The sequence below is a fragment of the Mesorhizobium sp. B2-4-3 genome, from assembly GCF_006442815.1.
Taxonomy (GTDB): domain Bacteria; phylum Pseudomonadota; class Alphaproteobacteria; order Rhizobiales; family Rhizobiaceae; genus Mesorhizobium.
Genome location: NZ_VFVL01000046.1, coordinates 1 through 17,373, shown reverse-complemented (window position 1 = coordinate 17,373; position 17,373 = coordinate 1). Strand labels below are relative to the sequence as shown.

Genomic DNA, 17,373 nt, shown 5'->3' with positions numbered 1-17,373 from the left:
TCGGCGCTAACGCGCCGATCCACCTTCTCCCACAAGGGGAGAAGGAAAGGCCGCTACCCCATCCGTCCCCTTGCCGCCACCGGCAGCGTTTCCAGCACCTTGTCGCCGTCGATCAGGTGCACCTGGTCGAACAAATTCGTCACCACGCAGCAATGATCGGGCACGACGCGCACGCGCTGGCCGATGCGCAAGGCGGCACCGTCCGCAAGCGTGACGGTGCCGTGCTCTTCGCTGAGGCCCGTGACGCGGGCACCCGGCACGCCGAGCAGCTCGCCGAACTCCGGCAGCCCGAGCGTGTCGGACGACAGCGCCTTGCTGCCGCTGTCGAGGATGGCGCGGGTCGCAGTCGGATGGCTGACCACCGTGGCCAGCACCGTCAGCGCGCAATCGTCCAGCGTGCCGACGCCTTTGGCGACCTGGTAGCGGTCGAGATAGATGTAGGTGCCGGGCCGGTACTCGGTGACGACGCTGTCTTCACCGGAGCGCCACATGTCCGGCGTGCCGCCGCTGGAGATGCGCTCGCAATCAAGCCCCGCCGCGGCAAGCGCATCGTGCGCGCCTTTCAGCCATGCCTCCGCCTCGGCGGCGCGCCCCGCGGCCGGATAGGTCATCAACCCGCCGAAGCTGAGGCCCTTGGCCTGGTCGATCACTTTCGCCAGCGTCAGCGCGTCGTCGGCGCTCTGCACGCCGCAGCGGCCCATGCCGGTGTCGCACTCGACCAGCACCGAAAGCGGATGGCCCGCATCGGTGAAGGTGGCGGCCAGCCCCTCTAGTGTCTCATGGCTGTCGGCCGTCACCGAGAGTGTGACGCGGCCGTGCAGCGCCTTGAGCCGCTCCAGCTTGGCGCGGCCGAGGATATTGTAGGGGAGAAAAATGTCATCGAGCCCGGCATCGGCCATCACCTCGGCCTCGCCGATCTTCTGGCAAGTGATGCCGACGGCGCCCGCCGCCACCTGCTTCTTGGCCCAATAAGGCAGCTTGTGCGTCTTGATATGCGGCCTGAGCTTCAATCCGTGGCGGTCGGCATGCGCCTGCGCCTTGGTGATGTTGGCTTCGGCTCGGGCTGCGTCGATCAGAATCGCCGGTGTGTCGAGGTCGTCTATGCTTGGCATGGGATCACCGTCCAAAGCATGTCTTCCGAGCGGCAACCGCTGCGAGACAAGACATTGCGTTAAAACAAATCAGTTGGGTTTATGGCCCCGAACGCCGCCCATGTCACGGGGCCAGACCCGTCAGTTTGCGTCGACAGCGGGCGGGCATTGGGCTATTCGGATGGACAGATTTCAGCAGGCAACGGCCGGGAGGAAACACGACCATGAAGCGCTCCAAGATCAACGACATCATCCGCGAGGCCGACGCCTTCATCCGCTCCTTCGGCTACATCATGCCGCCCTTTGCCTATTGGTCGCCGGAAGAGATGAAGGCGCACAAGGCCGACTCCGCGGCCATCTTCACCTCGCGCCTCGGCTGGGACATCACCGACTATGGCCAGGAGAAGTTCGACGAACTCGGCCTGTTCCTGTTCACCGTGCGCAACGGCCGCTACGAGGACATGAAGCTCGGCATGGGCATGCTCTATGCCGAAAAGATCATGATCTCGCGCAAGGACCAGCTCTCGCCGATGCACCGCCACAACATCAAGGCCGAGGACATCATCAACCGCGGCGGCGGCAAGCTGGTGCTGGAACTTTTCATGCACGACCGCGACGGCGGCATCGACCCGAAGGCCGAAGTATCGGTGCCGGTCGACGGCACCATCACCAGATTGCCGGCCGGCGGCCTCTTGAAGCTCGATCCGGGCCAGAGCGTCACGCTTCTGCCCGGCGTCTGGCACGCCTTCTGGGCCGAGGGCAAGGACGTGCTGATCGGCGAGGTCTCGACGGTCAACGACGACCTCACCGACAACGTCTTCCGCGATCCGATCGGCCGCTTCTCCAACATCGACGAGGACGTCGCGCCGCTGCACCTGCTGGTGTCGGATTATGAAAAGTGGGTGGGGTAGGCGAGGGGCGCTTCCCTACCTCGCATACTTATCCGCCTTACGGTTCCCGAGCAGCAGCTTGCGCTCCAGATGCGCGCGCAGCTCGCCGTAGTAAGCGGTGAGAAAAGCCTTTGAATCGATCGGCTCGACCCAGGCGCCGATCTTGCGGGCGATGGTCTCGGCCACCGCCTTCAGCGCCGAATAATCGTCGCGGCGCAGCACTTCCTCCAGCTTCTGCAACTCGGCAATACCATAGGCGTCGAGCTGCGCGGGGCTGAACTGGAAGCGTGCCGCGATCGGGTCCTTGCGCCGCGAAAGGTCCTCGAGCAGCGCCACTTTCGGCGCCTCGACCACCCAGGTGCCGGCGAGCAGGTCGCCGATTCTGAGCCGGTCGCGGTTGAACAGCGGGAACAGCGAGAACAGCAGCGCCCAGACCAGGCCGAAGATGGTCGTCAGCGTGTCGGCGACATCGGCGCTGGCGCGCGCGGCGAGGATCGACAGCGGCAGGAACACCTCGATCTCGCGCATCAGATTGCGCGCGATGACCTGGTCGAGGGTGAGGCCGGCGCCGCTGCGCGACGCGACCCTCACGCCAACCATGCGCTTGCCCGGCGTGGCTGCCCGCCGTCCCGCTTCGAAGGCGATGAAATAGACGTTGCGCAGGAAGAAGATGAAGATGATCCAGACGATGAACAGCGGCTGCGCGTCCTGGAAGCCGAGGCCGGCAAGGCCGAAGATTATCACCAGGGAGACGACCACGGCCGCCACGATGATGATCACCACGTCAAGCAGGAATCCGGAAGCGCGGGTGCCGGCATCCGCCAGCTTGACCCGCAGGTCGACGCCTTCGGGTGTCACCAGCGGACGGATCAGTGCTGCCGGGTTCTTGACCTTTGCTGTCCTAGCGGTCGCCATGCCGCACCATCCGGAACAGGTAGAAATAGCAGATCCAGAGCGCCAGCATGCCGCCGCCGATCGAATAGCGGGCGATGTCGCTGGCGATCGTCTGCCGGCCGATGCCTTCGAGCAGTCCGGCAAAAAGCAGCATCACCGTGACGCCGATCATGGCGGTGGCCGCCACGCGACCGGCCTGGGCGGCGGCCGCCATGCGGGTCAGCTCGCCGGGAAAGGCGATGCTGGTGCCGATGCGCATGCCGGCCGCGCCCGCGATGGCGATGGCGAACAGCTCCGTCGTGCCGTGGATCGACAGCCAGCCGCCGAGCTCGAAGCCGAGCCCCTTGGCGGCATAGATCTGGAAAATGGCGCCGAGCATGCAGCCATTCATCAGGATGATCAGCACGCTCGGCACGGCGAAGGCGAAGCCCAGCGCGAAGGCCAGGATCGAGACCTGCGTGTTGTGCGTGAAGAGATAGGCGGCAAAGCCCGATAGAAAATGGTCGCCGCCGCCGTAAAGCACGCCGCGCAGCGTCTCGGCCGACGAATCCGGATTGCGCCCGCCGGCCAGGCTCGGCGCGATGATGGCGTCGTACCAGCGCTTGTCGGAAGCGACCAGCCAATAGCCGGCAATGGCGCCGATCACCGTCAGCCCGACCGATGTCCACACCTCGCGCCACAGATCGCGGATCGCAGCCGGCCAATCGTGCAGGAAGAAATCGCCGATGCGCGTCCGCAGGCTCCGCCTGGCGCCATAGAGATAGAAATAGCCGCGCAGGCAGAGCGCCTCGAGATAGGCGATCAGCGCACTGTCGAGCGAGGTCGCGCGCGCCACCGATAGCGACGACAGCGCCGAACGGTAGAGCAGCGGCAGCGACAACAATTCGTCTTCCGATAGCGCGCGCGGCGCGCGCTTCTCGACGCGCGCGAGCAGCGCCTCGAAGGCTTTCCAGTCGGCCTCGCGCTCCTGGCGGAAGCTTGCCAGCGACTGGCGCACCGCGTCGGTGCCGGCGGACAGCGTCATAAGAGGTTCTCCTCCTTGAGCTGGATATAGCGCTCGACCAGCGCCGGGCCGAGCCGTTGATGGTCGGCCTCGATGACATGTGCGCCGAGCAGCCTGAGCCTGCCGATCACCACCTGCCGCTGCCGCAACAGATCGCCGGCGGTGACGGAACGGGCGACGTCCTCCGGCGCCGCCGGCGCCATGTCGGCCAGAGTCTCCAGCTCCACGTCTTTCATCAGCATGAACAGCACCAGATGCCGCTCGGTCAGCCGGCCGACGGTGCGCAGCATCAGCTCGGCGCTGATCGGATCGACGAAGTCGGTGAAGACGATGACCAGCGAGCGCCGGTCGAGCTTGGCCGAAAGCGTCGTCAGCGCCAGGGTGAAGTTGGTCTCCTCGGTCGAATAGTCGATCTCGGCGGCGCGCTTCTGGATCATGGTGAAGCTCGGCGAGCCGCGCACCGCGCCGCTCGAAACGCGCGGCCTGGCATCGAAGGAAAACAGGCTGACGAGATCACCGCCCTTGAGCGCGATGAAGGCCGACAGGAGCGCCGCCGTCACCGCCCGGTCGACCTTCGGCACGCCGTCGACCGGCTCGCACATCAGCCGGCCGCTGTCGATGGCCAGAACGATGTTGTTGTTCTCCTCGATCCGGAATTCGCGCGCCAGAAGCTTGCCGTGGCGGGCGCTGCGTTTCCAGTCGATCATGCGGCGGCCCATGCCGGGCTGGTAATCCTTCAGCGACTCGAACTCGCGGCCCTGGCCGGCGCGCTTCTGCGCATGACCATCGGCAAGAGCGGAGCGCTGCAGAAGTGTGATCGCCTCGTCGCGCGCGCTGCTGACATCGGGCAGCACCGCGACCTTGCGGTCGACAGGCAGCACGACCTGGTTCCAGATCAACCCGAATGGGCCCTGCCAGCGCAGCCACAGGCGGTCGAAACTGGCGATGCCGCGGCGGATGGCCTCGAATTCGAGGTCTAGCGTGCCGCCATTGGCCGGCAGCGAGCCGCCGGTGCCGGCGACCGGCTGGAGCCGCGTGTCGTGTCCGACACGCGCCTGCAGGCGCCGCAGCTTGGCGCCGAAACCCGCCGCGATATGCAGCGTGAAGCGCCCGCCGACGCCAACCTGCGGCGGCGCCGTCAGTGTGGAATTGAGCGACGCGCGGCCTCTGCCCGCGGCGGCGTCCACCGCCAGGAATGCAAGCAGCAGGCAGATCCACAACAGGCCGAGATACCAGACATGCGGCAGCGCAAGCGCGATCAGGAAGGCGGGGATTGCCCCCGCCGCCGCTGCCCAGACCGCTCGGCCGCTCGGATAGATCAACGCGGCGCTTCCGTATGGTCGACGAGGTCGGAGACGATCTGCTCGACCAGCCGCCCGTCGATCTGCGCCGCCGGCGAGAGAACGACACGGTGGCGCAGCGCCGGCACGGCCAGCGCCTTGACGTCGTCCGGGATGACATAGTTGCGGCCGTCGAGCGCCGCCCTGGCGCGCGCGGCTCGCGCCAGCATGGCGCCCGCGCGTGGACTCGCTCCCACTTCCAGGTCGGGGCTTTCGCGCGTGCCGCGCACAAGCGCCGCGATATAGCCGACGACATCGTTGACCAGCGTGACGTCGCCGACCGTGGCAAGTGCCGCTTCCAGCGTCTTGCGGTCGGTCCGCGCCTTGATGCCGTATTGCTCGATATCGTGCGAGGCCGAGCCGCCGCCGTGATGGACGATGATGGCGCGCTCTTCCGTGAGATCCGGATAGCTCACCCGATGCTTGAACAGGAAGCGGTCGAGTTGCGCTTCGGGCAGCGGATAGACGCCCTGATGCTCGATCGGATTCTGCGTCGCCACCACCATGAAGTTCCCGCCCAGCGAATGCGTGGTGCCGTCGAAGGTGACGGCGTGCTCCTGCATGGCTTCGAGGAGTGCTGCTTGCGTCTTCGGCGGCGTGCGGTTGATCTCGTCGGCAAGCAGAAGGTCGCAGAAGATCGGGCCGCGAGTCAGCGTGAACTGCCCGGTCTGGAAATTGTAGATGTTGGAGCCGACGATATCGCCGGGCATCAGGTCGGGCGTGAACTGGATGCGGCCATAGGCGACGCCGAGCGCCTGCGCGAAGCAACGCGCCGTCATGGTCTTGGCGGTGCCCGGCGGTCCTTCGAGCAGGATATGCCCGCCGGCAAACAACGCCGTCAGCATCAGGTCGACCGTATCGCGCTGTCCGGTGATCGCTTTCGCGACTTCTTCCCTGATCGCGCCCGCCAGGGCTTTCACTTCATCGACGTTCACCGAGCCTCCTTGCCGTCCAGTCATGCAGCTGTTCGGCTGCTTCATGCATTGCGGCCAAATTGTTGGATTCATTCGCGGCCTTGAAGCGCCGGCTGAAGCCATGCGTCTCGCCCTTGTCGCGGGAATCGAGCCAGTGGTCGAGCGCTTCGCCCTGCAGCCCGTGCGGCGCGCCGAGCAAGGCGCCGGCGCGCTGCCGCACCAGCGTTGCATAGCGGTCGCCAAGTTCTTGCAGTCGCCCGGCGCGCCTGAGCAGCATCGCCGTCGTGTCGACCAGTGCCTGCTTGCCGAAGGCGATGGCGCGGCCTTCCGCGCGCGGCGGGCCGAAGCGGCCGAGCCCGTGCAGGAAGGCAAGCGCGGCCGCCACCAGCACCGAGAGCGTCAAAGCCAGGAAGGGCGGTTCGACCAAAAGCTTGGCGAGATCGTATTTCTGGCCGATGCCGTGCAGCATCAGGTCGAACATGACGGCGCCCTTGGCGGGCTCGATCATGGCGATTATGTCGAGCGCGGCGGCTGCCGTCTGCTCGTCCTTGAGCCCGGCATTGTTGATGAAATCGGGATCGGTGAGGATGTAGAAGGGTTCATTGTCCAGCTCGGTCAGGATAGCCCTGCCGTCGCCCGCCGCGATCAGAGGGTGATCGTCCGCTACCCATTGCAGCTCGGCCGGCGCGGGCACCGTTCGGCCGGCGATATTGATCTGCGAGAGCGTGTTCTTCGCCTCGCCGAGCTTCGCCTTGGCGATGCGGCCGAGCCAGTCGTTGACGACCGTATTGGGCAGCCGCTCGACCTTTTGCTCCCAGCCGTCATGGCTGAACAAGGGAAAGGTCTGCCATTTCGGCAGGACGAAAAGCGTATCCTTGCCGGAGCGCAGCTTGATGAGGCGGTCGAGCGCGGCCGGGTCGTTGTCCGGCGCGATGGTGACGACCAGCAGGAAGGTTGATGCCAGCGGCGACGCGAGGTCCTTCTTGCCGCGTTCCATAGGCGGCGCCTGTCCATTGGTGAGCTTCAGCCATTCGACGAGCCCTGCATAGCCGGTGCCGCCCTTCGAAAACGGCGTGGCGCCGCCCTCGGGCTGGCGGAAATCCGGCGCATAGGTGGACAAAAGGAAAAAACCGGCCGCCGCCAGCAGGCTGGCGAAAATGCCCCAGAACAAGGTTCTGCGGCTGAACGGCGCCTCGGTCGTCTCGGCGGGCTGCGCGCTCATGCCCAGGCATCCCGGAAGGCGAAACGCTCATAGGCGCCGCGCGCCTGCCGCCAGCCCTCCGCGCCGACGGGACGGCGGGCAAACAAGGCTGCCTCGACGATGCGGGCGATCTCGCTGAACGCGGCGCGGGGCCGAGTGGGGATGGAGCCCGCCGCCGCGATATCGCGCGCGGTCAGCGACGGGCGCAGGAAGTTGGGCAGCCGGGTGGCGATGTCGGCGACGCTGCGGCGCAACAGTAGATGCACCGCCTCGTCAAACTCGCCGCGCGCGGCAAGCGCATCGGCCTCGGAGAGCAGAACCTGGGCAGCCCCCGCGTCAGGGCGCCATTCTTCCTTGGCTTCGGTCTCTTCGCGTTTCCGCCGCCATGGCAGGCGCCAGGCAACGCCTTTTGCCTCGAGGAAAAGCAGAAAGGCAATGATCGCGACGCCGATGATCACCGCGCCCCAGAACAGATAGATCATGTAGGGACCGAGCTTGGCCAGGCTCTCCAGCACGGGCTTCAGCCACGCCGGCGGCTCGGGCCGTACATAGGTCGGCAGCCCGAACTGGATCGAATCGTCCGCCAGCAGTTGCCTGTGCAACTGCGCCAGCCGTCCGGCCTCTTCCGTCGCTGCGGCTGTCACCCGCTCGTTCCCCCTGCAACCTGCGGTTCGGGGCCGACACTGGCAATACGCCATGACAATTGCAAGCGCACTGGACGTAGCCCTTCAATCTTGGCAAATTTACTTTGAAGTCATCGGTTGGATACGGTGGTGACTCGGGGGAAATTATCATGACGACTGCGACATTGGGACAACCCGGCAGATTCGAGATCGGCAGGGTATTCAGCAACACCTTCGGCGTGATTGGCCGAAACATCGGACTTTGCGTGGGGTTGGCGGCTTTGTTTGCGGGCCTGCCGGCATTGCTCGTCAGGCTGTGGACCCAGCCGCAGATCGACGCAATGATGCAGCGCGACCCTGCCGCCATGGCCGACCCAGGCGCCATGTTTCGCAATTCCTACATCACCATCATCGCCGGGTTGATTTCGTTCGTGTGCGCGCTGCTGCTGCAGTCGGCGCTGGTACGGGCGACCATTGAGGACCTCAATGGCAAGCGTCCGTCCTTTGGCGACTGCATCCAGATTGCGATCCGCTTTCTGCTGCCGACGCTGGCGATCGGCCTTCTCGTCGGTCTCGGCGCGGGCATCGGCCTGATGCTGTTGATCGTGCCGGGCATCATCCTGTGGCTCGGCTGGTCGATGGCGGTTCCGGTCCTCATCCAAGAGCGGCGGGGCGTGTTCGGCTCGATGTCGCGCAGCCGGGTCCTGACCAAGGGCAGCCGCTGGGCGCTTTTCGGTCTGTTCCTCATTCTCATCATCATCGCGATGATCATCCAGTGGGGAATATTGCTCGTTCTCGTGCTGTTCGGCGGCATAATAGCCGAGATCGGAGCCGCGCTGGTGCAGACCGTGGTGTCGATGGTGCTGTCGATCGCAACAGCGGTGAGCTACGTGGAACTGCGCCAGGCGAAGGAAGGTGCAAGCATCGACGAACTGGCGGAGATCTTCTCGTAGCCGAGCGCGCCCATTCGGCCCGCAAGAGAGCAACTGATCCATTGCCAACTGGCGGCTTCGGCTGCCGCCCGCCTTCTGGCGATGGTGCAACATGCCGGAGGGATTGCAACTCCCCAATCCGCAAGTATCAATCTTGAAGATTTATATTGTTCGATTTTGCGCCTTCACTAGACGGGGGAAATATAGATGGCGTCGATCACAAGCGGCAGGCCAGAGAAGTTCAGCATCGGCCGGGTGTTCAGCAACACATTCGCGGTGATCGGCCGCAGCTTCGGTCCGCTTGCCGTGATCGTCGGCCTGTTTTCCGCATTGCCCACCTTTATCTACAATCTTTGGAACCTCACCCAGCTTGCCAGAATCCGCCAGCTAGAGAGCGCCTCTACTTTCGAAAGCGAGGACATGGCAAGGTTCGCGGCGGCATCGGTAATTGCCGGCCTGGTGTTTCTGGTGCTCAGCTTTCTCGCGCAGGCAGCCTTGGTGCGGTTGACCGTCGACAACCTTAACGGCAGACGCCCGGCGGTCGGCGACTGTATACAGGTTGCGCTGCGCAGGTTCTTTCCCATGCTGGGGATAGGCTTCATCGTCTTTGTCGCCCTTGTATTGGCCGCCGTCGCGATGGGGGTGGTCGCTTCGATCCTGGCCTTTGGCGGGCTCTTCATCGGATGGCCCATCGGAGTAGCCGTGGCCTTCATTCCCGCGGCGATGTGGCTGATCAGCATTTCGGTTGCGATCCCCGTGGCGGTTCAGGAAAGGCTTGGCGTGCTCGGCTCGATATCGCGCAGCCGGGCGCTGACCAAAGGCAGCCGTTGGCCGATCTTCGGGTTGCTTCTGATCATTGGCATCGCTGCCGGGCTGCTTCAGGCGGCGTTCTCGCTGCTGTTCCGGTTTGCCTTGGCCTCGGCCAGCGGGCTCTCCGGTAGCGGAATCATTGTCGGGTCGGTCGGGAGCAGTCTGCTGTCGACCGTCTTCTCGGCGGTGATTTCGGTGGCGATCGCGGTCATCTATGTCGAGCTGCGCCAGGTCAAGGAGGGCGCGAGTATCGGCGAACTGGCGGAGATCTTCTCGTAGCAGGTGTATGACCTGTCGGAAGTCTTTTCATAAGTGCCCACTGTCGCTAACGCGAGATGGCTTAATGACAACAGCAATGGTCTGCCTGCACGCTTGTCCGGCACAGGCATGACGAGGTGATCGCTACGTCCGCCTTGGCAAGCGCCGCCGCCAGCTTCGCCTGCAATCCCGGCAGTTCCTCCTTCTCGCCGCGTCGCTTCAGGCATTCGACCAGCCCGTGCAGCGCCCAGACATTGTCTGGATGCTGGGCGCAGCGCTGCACGGCGCCGCTCAGGCCCAGATCGTCGCGATAGACCTGCTCGGCCTCGGCCGTGTGGCCCTGGTCGAGAAGGAGTGCGGCCAGCGCATGGCGCGGCGGGTGCATCCAGGCCCACGGCTCGGTGTAGGAGAGATTGTCGTCGAGCTCGATTGCGCGCCGCAGATGCTCGTAGGCCTCGTCATGCCGCCCCTGGTGGTAGGCGAGCTCGCCGTCGAGCAGTGCTGCGCCCACCGCGAGCGAGGCTTTTGTCGGGTTGCTGAGGAAGCGGCGTTCCGGCGGAATGCTGTCGATTTGCCGGCTAAGTAAATCGCGCTCGCGCTCGGCTGCCGCGAAGTCGCGCAGCGTCGCATGCGCCACGCCCTTGGCGTAGTGCTGCAGCGCGGTGGTCACAACGTAGAGGTTGGGCTCGCCGTTCATCGGCTCGTCGATGATCTCGCGCCAGCGCCCGAAGCGGACCTGCACATGCGATTTCATCGCATGATAGCCCTCGACCGTCTGCGTCAGCTTCGGCCGCCCGGCAATGCTGACGACGTCGCGCGTCACCAGGCTGCGCACCTTGTCGCCCGCCCAGAGCGCTGGGCGGTACTGGCCAAGCAACATGCAGGTGAACATCATCAGATGCAGGTCGTGGCAGCAGCCGAGCAGGTAATAGGTCGGCTCGCCGGCATAGGCGAGGTAGAGATCGTTGGCGCGCACCGCTTTCTCGCTGGCGAGCTTCGCCTTCTCATACTCGCCACAGAGCACATGGATGTGCCCCGGCATATGGTTCATGTGGCCGGCATCCGGGCACATCGTGCCCAGCCGCTCCGCCGAGCGCATGCCGCGCTCAGGCTGCGTCGACATTTCGAGCAGATGGATATGGAGATGGAGCGCCGCCGGATGCGGCGCAGCACCTGCCTCGTCCGAGAGCCGGATCGAGCGTTCGCAGATATCCAGCGCTTCGAGGACGTCGGAATTCGGTGCCGGCGCTCCGGTCTTGAGGTGCCACAGGCGCCGCACCGTGCGCATCATCAGCGCCTCGACCGTCAGCGCCATCACGTCATGGTCGTCGGGGAACGTGCGATAAACCTGCCGCATGGCGGCCGCATAGGCATCGTCCCATTTTTCGAATTCCGCGGCATCCACGCCATGCGGCTGCTGGAAGCGGACGGCCAGCGCCTCGATCAGCCGCCGTTCGACAGGGCTCGCGCTTGCGGCGTTGGCTTGCGCAAGCCGCGCATGCTCGAAGCAGCGCCTGGCGGCATGGTCGGCCTCGGCCTTGCCATGTTCCTTCCACGTCAAATTGTAGAAAGGCCCGGCGGCATAGGCGATGCCCCAATGCACGAAGGCGCAGCCGGGATCGGTCTCCAGCGCCCTCTCGAAGCATTTTATCCCTTCCTCGTGGTTGAAGCCGTAGCACCAGTTCAGCCCGATATCGAACCAGCGCTGCGTCTCGGTCGAGGATGTGGAGATGGGTCGGCGATAGGTGCCGAGATCGAAGTGGTCCATGCCTTGCAGCTTCTCGCATTCCGCCGGCGTACGGCCGGTCGGCGCACTCTGAGCTGAAATGCGTTGGCTTGGCAAACAGCAAACGGCCGGCGCGGCTTGGAGAGCCGCACCGGCCGACCGCGTCCTGGGAGGATCAGGACTCCAGCCACACCTTCTCGAAATGCTGCTCGAGCGCCTGGTGCTGTTCGCAACCCTGCACGCCCTTGCGGTAGGTGCGGTAGACCGAGCGCCAATAGGGCTGGATGATGATGCCGGAGTCGCGCAGATTGGTCTCGATCTTGGCCATGATCTCCTTGCGCGCCGCAGCGTCCGGCGTCGCAAGCGCCTTGTCGAGCAACTCGTCGAACTCCTTGTTGGCATAGGCGCTTTCATTCCAGGCCGCGCCGGACTTGTAGGCTAAAGCCAGCACCTGGACGCCGAGCGGCCGGCCGAGCCATTCGGTGCAGGAATAGGGAAACTTCGCCCAGTCGTTCCAGAAGGTCGCGGCCGGCAACACCGTGCGCTTGACTTTGAGGCCCGCCTCGCGGATTTGCGCCGCGATCGCGTCGGCGGTGCTCTTTTGCCATTCGAGGTCGACCGAGATCAGCTCATATTCGTGGTCGGCCTTGCCGGCTTCCGCGATCAGCTTCTTGGCCTGATCGACGTCCTGCTTGGCCGGGCCGATATCGGCGAATTCCGGATGCATGGGGCCGACATGGTGGTTGTCGGCGGGCTTTCCGCGGCCGTCGAGGCCGAGCTTCAGCACGGCCGCATTGTCGACGGCGAGCTGGGCGGCGCGGCGCACCCTGACGTCGTCATAGGGCGCGTTGGAGACATTGAAGCGCGCGACGATGGTCGAGCCGGTGGCGATCTCGGAGTTCTGCAGGCCCATCTGGTCGGTCTGCGACACCGCGTCCGAGGCGGTTTCGTGGTCGGTGTCGATCTCGCCGGATTCGAAGGCCGACAGCGTCGCGTTGGGGTCCGAGCCGTAGTCGACCCATTTGATGCCGTCGAGATGGAATTCGCCCTTCCACCAGGGCTTGTCCTTGCGCTTCACCTCCGCGCCCGTCTCGGCGTCCCAGCTCACCAGCTCGCAGGGGCCGGTGGTGATGGCCAAAGCCTTCTTCGGGTCGGCATCGCCCTCATAGGAGCGGTGCATGATCAGCGCCGGATAGTCGGCCATGCCGGCGATCAGCGAGATGTCGGGCTTCGGCAGGTTGATCTTGACGGTATGGTCGTCGATCTTCTGGATACCGCCGTCGACCGGCTTCTTGGTGTCGGCATTGACCAGCGCGCCCATGCGCGCGGCGACCGAATTGCCGGCGACCGAGGCATCGCACCAGCGGTTGAGGTTGTGGATCACGTCGTCGGCGTTGAAAGTGTCGCCGTTCGACCAGGTGATGCCCTTGCGCACGTGAAGCGTGATCGTCTTGGCGTCGTCGCTGGTTTCCCAGCTTTCCAGCAGCCACGGCTCGAAGGAAAAGTCGGTCTTCCAGCGTACCAGATATTCGTTGCACTGGCGCGCGACATTCGACATCTCGACGCCGTCGAAGGTGCGCGGATCCTTGAAGCCCTTGACGTTCATCGCCACACGGAGCACGCCGCCCTTTTTCGGCTCGGCGGCACGGGCAGGCGAGGGAGCGATACCGCCCAGCGCCATCGCGCCGGCGGCGCTGACGCCAAAGCCGGCCATCAAAGCCAGATATTCGCGCCGGCTGATCGCGCCCTTCCTGAAATCGTCGGCGATCGGCTTGGCACGCGGGTGCAGTTTTCTGTCGGTCAGCATGAATTTCATCGTCGTTCCCTCTGTTGTTGGGCGCTCGGGGCCGCCATGCGAGGGCGGACGCGACCGCCGGAGCGCCGTTGCCTGCTGGGCGATGATAGGTCCGCTTTCGATGGCGAAATGTTTGGTTTTCCGCAGTTCTTGTGCGCTGTTCCGCAGGGGGACAGCTGATCTCCCCCCTTGTGGGGGAGATGTCCGGTAGGACAGAGGGGGGCGGTGTCCCGCCATACGTCTCAGCGGATTGGAGATGTCTTCTCAGGCAGATGTCGGACGTTAGGAAACCGAAGGGTCGCGATCCTTCGCGCCCCCCTCTGGCCTGCCGGCCATCTCCCCCACGAGGGGGGAGATCGGCGCTCCGCCACCGGCGCCCAGCCTGACGATGTCGCCAATAGTCCTCACGAACGCCTCCGCTGCGCGCGGCACCGTAGGGCGCGCCCGCAAAAAACTGTGCACCAGCCGCGGCTCCTCGCGCCACCACGCTTGTCCGCCGGCGGCAAGGATGCGGTCGCGATAGGCCTCGCCATCGGATGACAGCGGGTCGCATTCGGCGGTGACGATGACGGTCGGCGGCAGGCCGGAGAAATCTCGGTCCTTGAGCGGCGAGAAGGTTGGGTCGTCCGTCGACTGTCCGGGCGCGGACCGAATGCTGCGGTAGAACTCGATGTCGGCGAGCGTCAGCAGCGGCGCCTCGGCGTGCTCGACATAGGAACGCCCGCTCTCGTCGCCGCCCAGGCCGGGATAGATCAACATCTGGCCGATGGCGTGCCGCGCATGATGTCGCGTCGCTTGCGCCACCGCGGCGGCGAGGTTGCCGCCGGCGCTTTCGCCGCAAAGCAAGATCGGCAGCGTGCTGGTCGCGGCGACCCATTCGAACACGGCAAAAGCATCGTCGAAGGAGGCTGGATGCAGATGCTCCGGCGCCAGCCGATAGTCGGCCGAGACCACCTCGAAACCGGTGCCGGCGCAGATTTCGGCACAGATGTCGTCATGGCTGTCGAGATCGCCGAGCACGAAGCCGCCGCCATGATAATAGACGACGATCGCCGCTGCCGCCTTGCCCGCCATGCGGTAGCGCCGGACTGGGATGGCATGCGCCGCCGTGGCGACAAGACCGTCGCTGGTCGTCACGCCTTCGGGATGTCCTTGATGGAAAGCCACGCACATTTTGTCGTACACGGCGCGCTGCTCGGCGATCGGCGCGGCCACGATCTGCGGCGGGTACCAGCTGTCGACCTGGTCGATATAGTCCCACAGCTCCGGGTCGAGCCGATCGGCATAGTCGCCGCGCCTCGCCGAATTGTGTGGGTTGCTGGCCACTGTCGTCAAAGCTCGGCGTAGAGCCGCGCCGCGTTCTCGAAGGTGAAGCGCAGCGGCACCGAGCCCTCGACCTGCCAGACGCTCACCGTGTCGCCTGCCATCAGCCGGCAGGCGTCGAGCGTGTTGGCGACGGCGCCGCCATAGAGCCGGTTGGCGAGGTTGAGGATGCCGGTCTGGTGCATGGCCGCACTTGCGCTGCCGCAGGCATCCTTGACCAGCAGCACGCGAAAACCGCGTGCCACCGCGTCCTTCACCGTGGCGTCGATGCAGGCTTCGGTCCAGACGCCGGCAATCACCAGCCATTCGATGCCGGCTGCCTTGAGCTTGTCGCCGAAATCGTTCTTGCCGAAGGCGCTGGCTTCCTGCTTGACCAGGGTGGCTTCGCCGTTTTGCGGCGCTACCTCATGGCAGATCGCCGTCAGCGGATCGTCCTTGTCGGAGAAGGCCGACTTGCCGCTCTCGTCGACGGGATGGAACGGCCGCGCCTCGGCGAGATCGACGATATAGGCCCAATGGTGGAGCGGCACGAAATTGCGCCGCGCCGCTTCCTGCAGGCACTGGACGTTGGCGAGGATGTCGGCAAAGCCCTCGACCAGATAGCGTCTGTCCTTGCGATGCTCCTCCTGGAGATCGACGAACACCGCGGCCACCGTGCCGCGTCGAATGGAAATGGGCGTTTTCATGCGGATGCTCAAACTTCGTCATTCCAGGGCGAAGCAGCCGCGAAGCGGCGTCGCGAAGACCCTGGAATCCATGCCGTTACATTGATCGTCGATCGCTGGCTATCAGAATTCCGGACCGTGGCGAAGCGGATACGGAACGGCATGGATTCTAGGGTCTGCGCCGCGTCGCTTCGCTCCTTGCTTCGCCCTAGAATGACGACGGCACAGGTGTTGCGGCCAATCGCCAAGGCCCGCGATGCCGGACCGGTGCTCATCGTGCTTGCCTGCATCAAACCTGCGGCTCCAAAAACTCATCCTCATAAGGAAACCGCGAGAGCAGTTCGGTGCCGGTCTCGGTGATCAGGATCTCGTCCTCGAGCTTGACGCCTTCGCGGCCGCCTTTCTCGCCGATATAGCTTTCCACGCTCACCACCATGCCAGGCACGATGATGCCGTCGCGGCCGTAGGTCTCGTAGTCCATCGAGTGCGCGATGAAAGGCGTTTCGCCATGCATGCCGACGCCGTGCATAACCGAGGTGTAGCGCTGGTCGACGAAGCGGTCGGGGATTTTCCAGGCCTTCTCGGCAATCTCGCGGAACGCCATGCCGGGCTTCACGATCGAGATGTTGTGCTGCACCTGGTCGTGCGCCATGCGGTAGAGCGATTTCTGATAAGGCGTAGGCTTGCCCGGGCCGCAGCGGAAGGTGCGCGAGAAGTCGGAATAATAGCCGTAGCAGCCGATCGTGTCGGTATCGAGCGCCAGCAATTCGCCGGGCCTGATCTTGCGACCGCTCGCCTCGTTGAACCACGGGTTGGTGCGCTGGCCCGACGTGAGCAACCGGGTCTCGATGAACTCGCCGCCTTGCCGGATGACCTCGCCATACATGATGGCGAACAGGTCGTTTTCGGACACGCCGGGCTTGATCGCCTCGCGCACCGCCGCCACCGCGGCCTCGGCGCCGGCCATGGAGGCCAGCAGGCACTTCACTTCCTCTGGCGTTTTCACCGCGCGCACCGCCAGGATCTCGCCCTGGCAGTCCCGGACCTCGCAGCCGCGCTTTTCCAGGGCCAGCGCCTGGAGGTGGCTGCAGCGGTCGAGCCCGAGCTTCATCGAGCCGCCGCCATGCTTCTTCAGAAGCTCTGTGATCTCATCGGCGAACGGCCCGGCGGTCTCGTCATCGCGACCAGAGACGGAGGACCAGACGAGCTTGGACGGCCGCGCCTCGTCGATCGTGTCGAGCACCATCGAGACATGGTAGCTCTGCGGATATTCGAACAGCACGATCGGCCCTTCGTTCGGGATGAAGAAGTACCGCGTCGAATTGCGCAGGAAATAGCCGAACATGTTGCGCGAGCCGGTGGCGTAGCGCTGGTTATAGGGGTCGAACAGCACGATGCCGCCATAACCCGCCTCGCGCATCCAGGCGCGCAGCTTGGCGAGCCGCCCCTTGCGCAGCGCGTCGGCATCGATGAAGGACGGCTCGGTGTCGGACAGCCACATGCCGCCGGCCGGATCGGCCGCGGCCGGGTGGCGCATGCGGTCCTTGAAGTCCACATCCTCGGTGCTGTCGGGATCGAAAACGACGATGCTCATGCGGGGCCTCCTGATGTGGAGAACATAGCCTGATGAGGTTTTCGGCTTGTGCGGCATTCCGCAGATGTTGTGCTGAGTGCCGCAGGCGAACGGGCAATGCCGTGATCCTTCGCGCCCCCCTCTGCCCTGCCGGGCATCTCCCCCACAAGGGGGGAGATCAGCCATCATCGCGGCTTTCGCCAATCGCCAACGTTGCAGAATGAGCGGGGCGCCGAAGCTACTGATCTCTCCCCTTGTGAGGGTTTTGCACGGGAGCCGATATTTAGCGCATGAGGCAGATGGGCGTTTTTTGAAAGGCGCTCGGGCCACTTTGG

15 protein-coding genes are annotated in these 17,373 nt (G+C 64.9%); 3 read left to right on the top strand and 12 right to left on the bottom strand.

Annotation, left to right across the window (positions count from 1 at the left end; genetic code table 11):
• Positions 1-53 precede the first annotated feature (53 nt).
• Complete coding sequence (locus FJ956_RS28415; RefSeq protein ID WP_140684128.1) at positions 54-1,112, bottom strand: D-TA family PLP-dependent enzyme; 1,059 nt, start codon at positions 1,110-1,112, stop codon at positions 54-56.
• Between the two features lie 203 nt (positions 1,113-1,315).
• Here FJ956_RS28415 and FJ956_RS28410 point away from each other — a divergent pair, with 203 nt between their 5' ends.
• Positions 1,316-2,002 carry a D-lyxose/D-mannose family sugar isomerase gene (locus tag FJ956_RS28410; protein ID WP_140684126.1) on the top strand — a complete coding sequence of 229 codons (687 nt, stop codon included), beginning with the start codon at positions 1,316-1,318 and terminating at the stop codon, positions 2,000-2,002.
• 15 nt (positions 2,003-2,017) lie between these two features.
• On the opposite strand, the gene FJ956_RS28405 is transcribed toward FJ956_RS28410, so the two are convergent.
• Genes FJ956_RS28405 through FJ956_RS28380 form a run of 6 tightly spaced genes read right to left on the bottom strand, consistent with a single transcriptional unit; the run spans position 2,018 to position 7,977 of the window.
• The gene (locus FJ956_RS28405; RefSeq protein WP_140684124.1) at positions 2,018-2,896 is read right to left on the bottom strand and encodes an RDD family protein; all 879 of its coding nucleotides are present in this window, start codon (positions 2,894-2,896) and stop codon (positions 2,018-2,020) included.
• Positions 2,883-3,899 (bottom strand): stage II sporulation protein M, encoded by a 1,017-nt coding sequence (locus tag FJ956_RS28400; protein WP_140684122.1) that lies wholly within the window; start codon positions 3,897-3,899, stop codon positions 2,883-2,885. Before FJ956_RS28400 ends, FJ956_RS28405 begins: the two co-directional genes overlap by 14 nt.
• Entirely contained in the window at positions 3,896-5,200 is a 1,305-nt protein-coding gene (locus tag FJ956_RS28395) for a DUF58 domain-containing protein (protein ID WP_140684120.1), read from the bottom strand. The genes FJ956_RS28400 and FJ956_RS28395 overlap by 4 nt, the downstream gene beginning before the upstream one ends.
• Entirely contained in the window at positions 5,197-6,153 is a 957-nt protein-coding gene (locus FJ956_RS28390; RefSeq protein WP_140684118.1) for a MoxR family ATPase, read from the bottom strand. The genes FJ956_RS28395 and FJ956_RS28390 overlap by 4 nt, the downstream gene beginning before the upstream one ends.
• Positions 6,140-7,354 carry a DUF4350 domain-containing protein gene (locus FJ956_RS28385; RefSeq protein WP_140684116.1) on the bottom strand — a complete coding sequence of 405 codons (1,215 nt, stop codon included), beginning with the start codon at positions 7,352-7,354 and terminating at the stop codon, positions 6,140-6,142. Before FJ956_RS28385 ends, FJ956_RS28390 begins: the two co-directional genes overlap by 14 nt.
• Positions 7,351-7,977 (bottom strand): DUF4129 domain-containing protein, encoded by a 627-nt coding sequence (locus FJ956_RS28380; protein WP_140684114.1) that lies wholly within the window; start codon positions 7,975-7,977, stop codon positions 7,351-7,353. Before FJ956_RS28380 ends, FJ956_RS28385 begins: the two co-directional genes overlap by 4 nt.
• 104 nt (positions 7,978-8,081) lie before the next feature.
• On the opposite strand from FJ956_RS28380, the gene FJ956_RS28375 reads away from it, so the two are divergent.
• Together FJ956_RS28375 and FJ956_RS28370 are read left to right on the top strand one after the other, a co-directional pair.
• The gene (locus FJ956_RS28375; RefSeq protein ID WP_246672227.1) at positions 8,082-8,909 is read left to right on the top strand and encodes a hypothetical protein; all 828 of its coding nucleotides are present in this window, start codon (positions 8,082-8,084) and stop codon (positions 8,907-8,909) included.
• A gap of 186 nt (positions 8,910-9,095) precedes the next feature.
• The gene (locus FJ956_RS28370; RefSeq protein ID WP_140684112.1) at positions 9,096-9,977 is read left to right on the top strand and encodes a hypothetical protein; all 882 of its coding nucleotides are present in this window, start codon (positions 9,096-9,098) and stop codon (positions 9,975-9,977) included.
• A 61-nt stretch (positions 9,978-10,038) separates the two neighbouring features.
• Here FJ956_RS28370 and FJ956_RS28365 read toward each other — a convergent pair whose 3' ends face one another.
• The 5 genes from FJ956_RS28365 to FJ956_RS28340 all read right to left on the bottom strand — a co-directional run bounded on the left by FJ956_RS28365 (position 10,039) and on the right by FJ956_RS28340 (position 17,059).
• Positions 10,039-11,724 carry a tetratricopeptide repeat protein gene (locus FJ956_RS28365; RefSeq protein WP_140684110.1) on the bottom strand — a complete coding sequence of 562 codons (1,686 nt, stop codon included), beginning with the start codon at positions 11,722-11,724 and terminating at the stop codon, positions 10,039-10,041.
• Between the two features lie 133 nt (positions 11,725-11,857).
• Complete coding sequence (locus FJ956_RS28360) at positions 11,858-13,498, bottom strand: ABC transporter substrate-binding protein (RefSeq protein WP_140684108.1); 1,641 nt, start codon at positions 13,496-13,498, stop codon at positions 11,858-11,860.
• 261 nt (positions 13,499-13,759) lie between these two features.
• Entirely contained in the window at positions 13,760-14,803 is a 1,044-nt protein-coding gene (locus FJ956_RS28355; RefSeq protein WP_140684106.1) for an alpha/beta hydrolase, read from the bottom strand.
• A gap of 5 nt (positions 14,804-14,808) precedes the next feature.
• Positions 14,809-15,486, bottom strand: a complete 678-nt coding sequence (locus FJ956_RS28350; RefSeq protein WP_140684104.1) for an isochorismatase family protein — start codon at positions 15,484-15,486, stop codon at positions 14,809-14,811.
• A 268-nt stretch (positions 15,487-15,754) separates the two neighbouring features.
• Entirely contained in the window at positions 15,755-17,059 is a 1,305-nt protein-coding gene (locus FJ956_RS28340; protein ID WP_140684102.1) for a Xaa-Pro peptidase family protein, read from the bottom strand.
• Positions 17,060-17,373 lie beyond the last annotated feature (314 nt).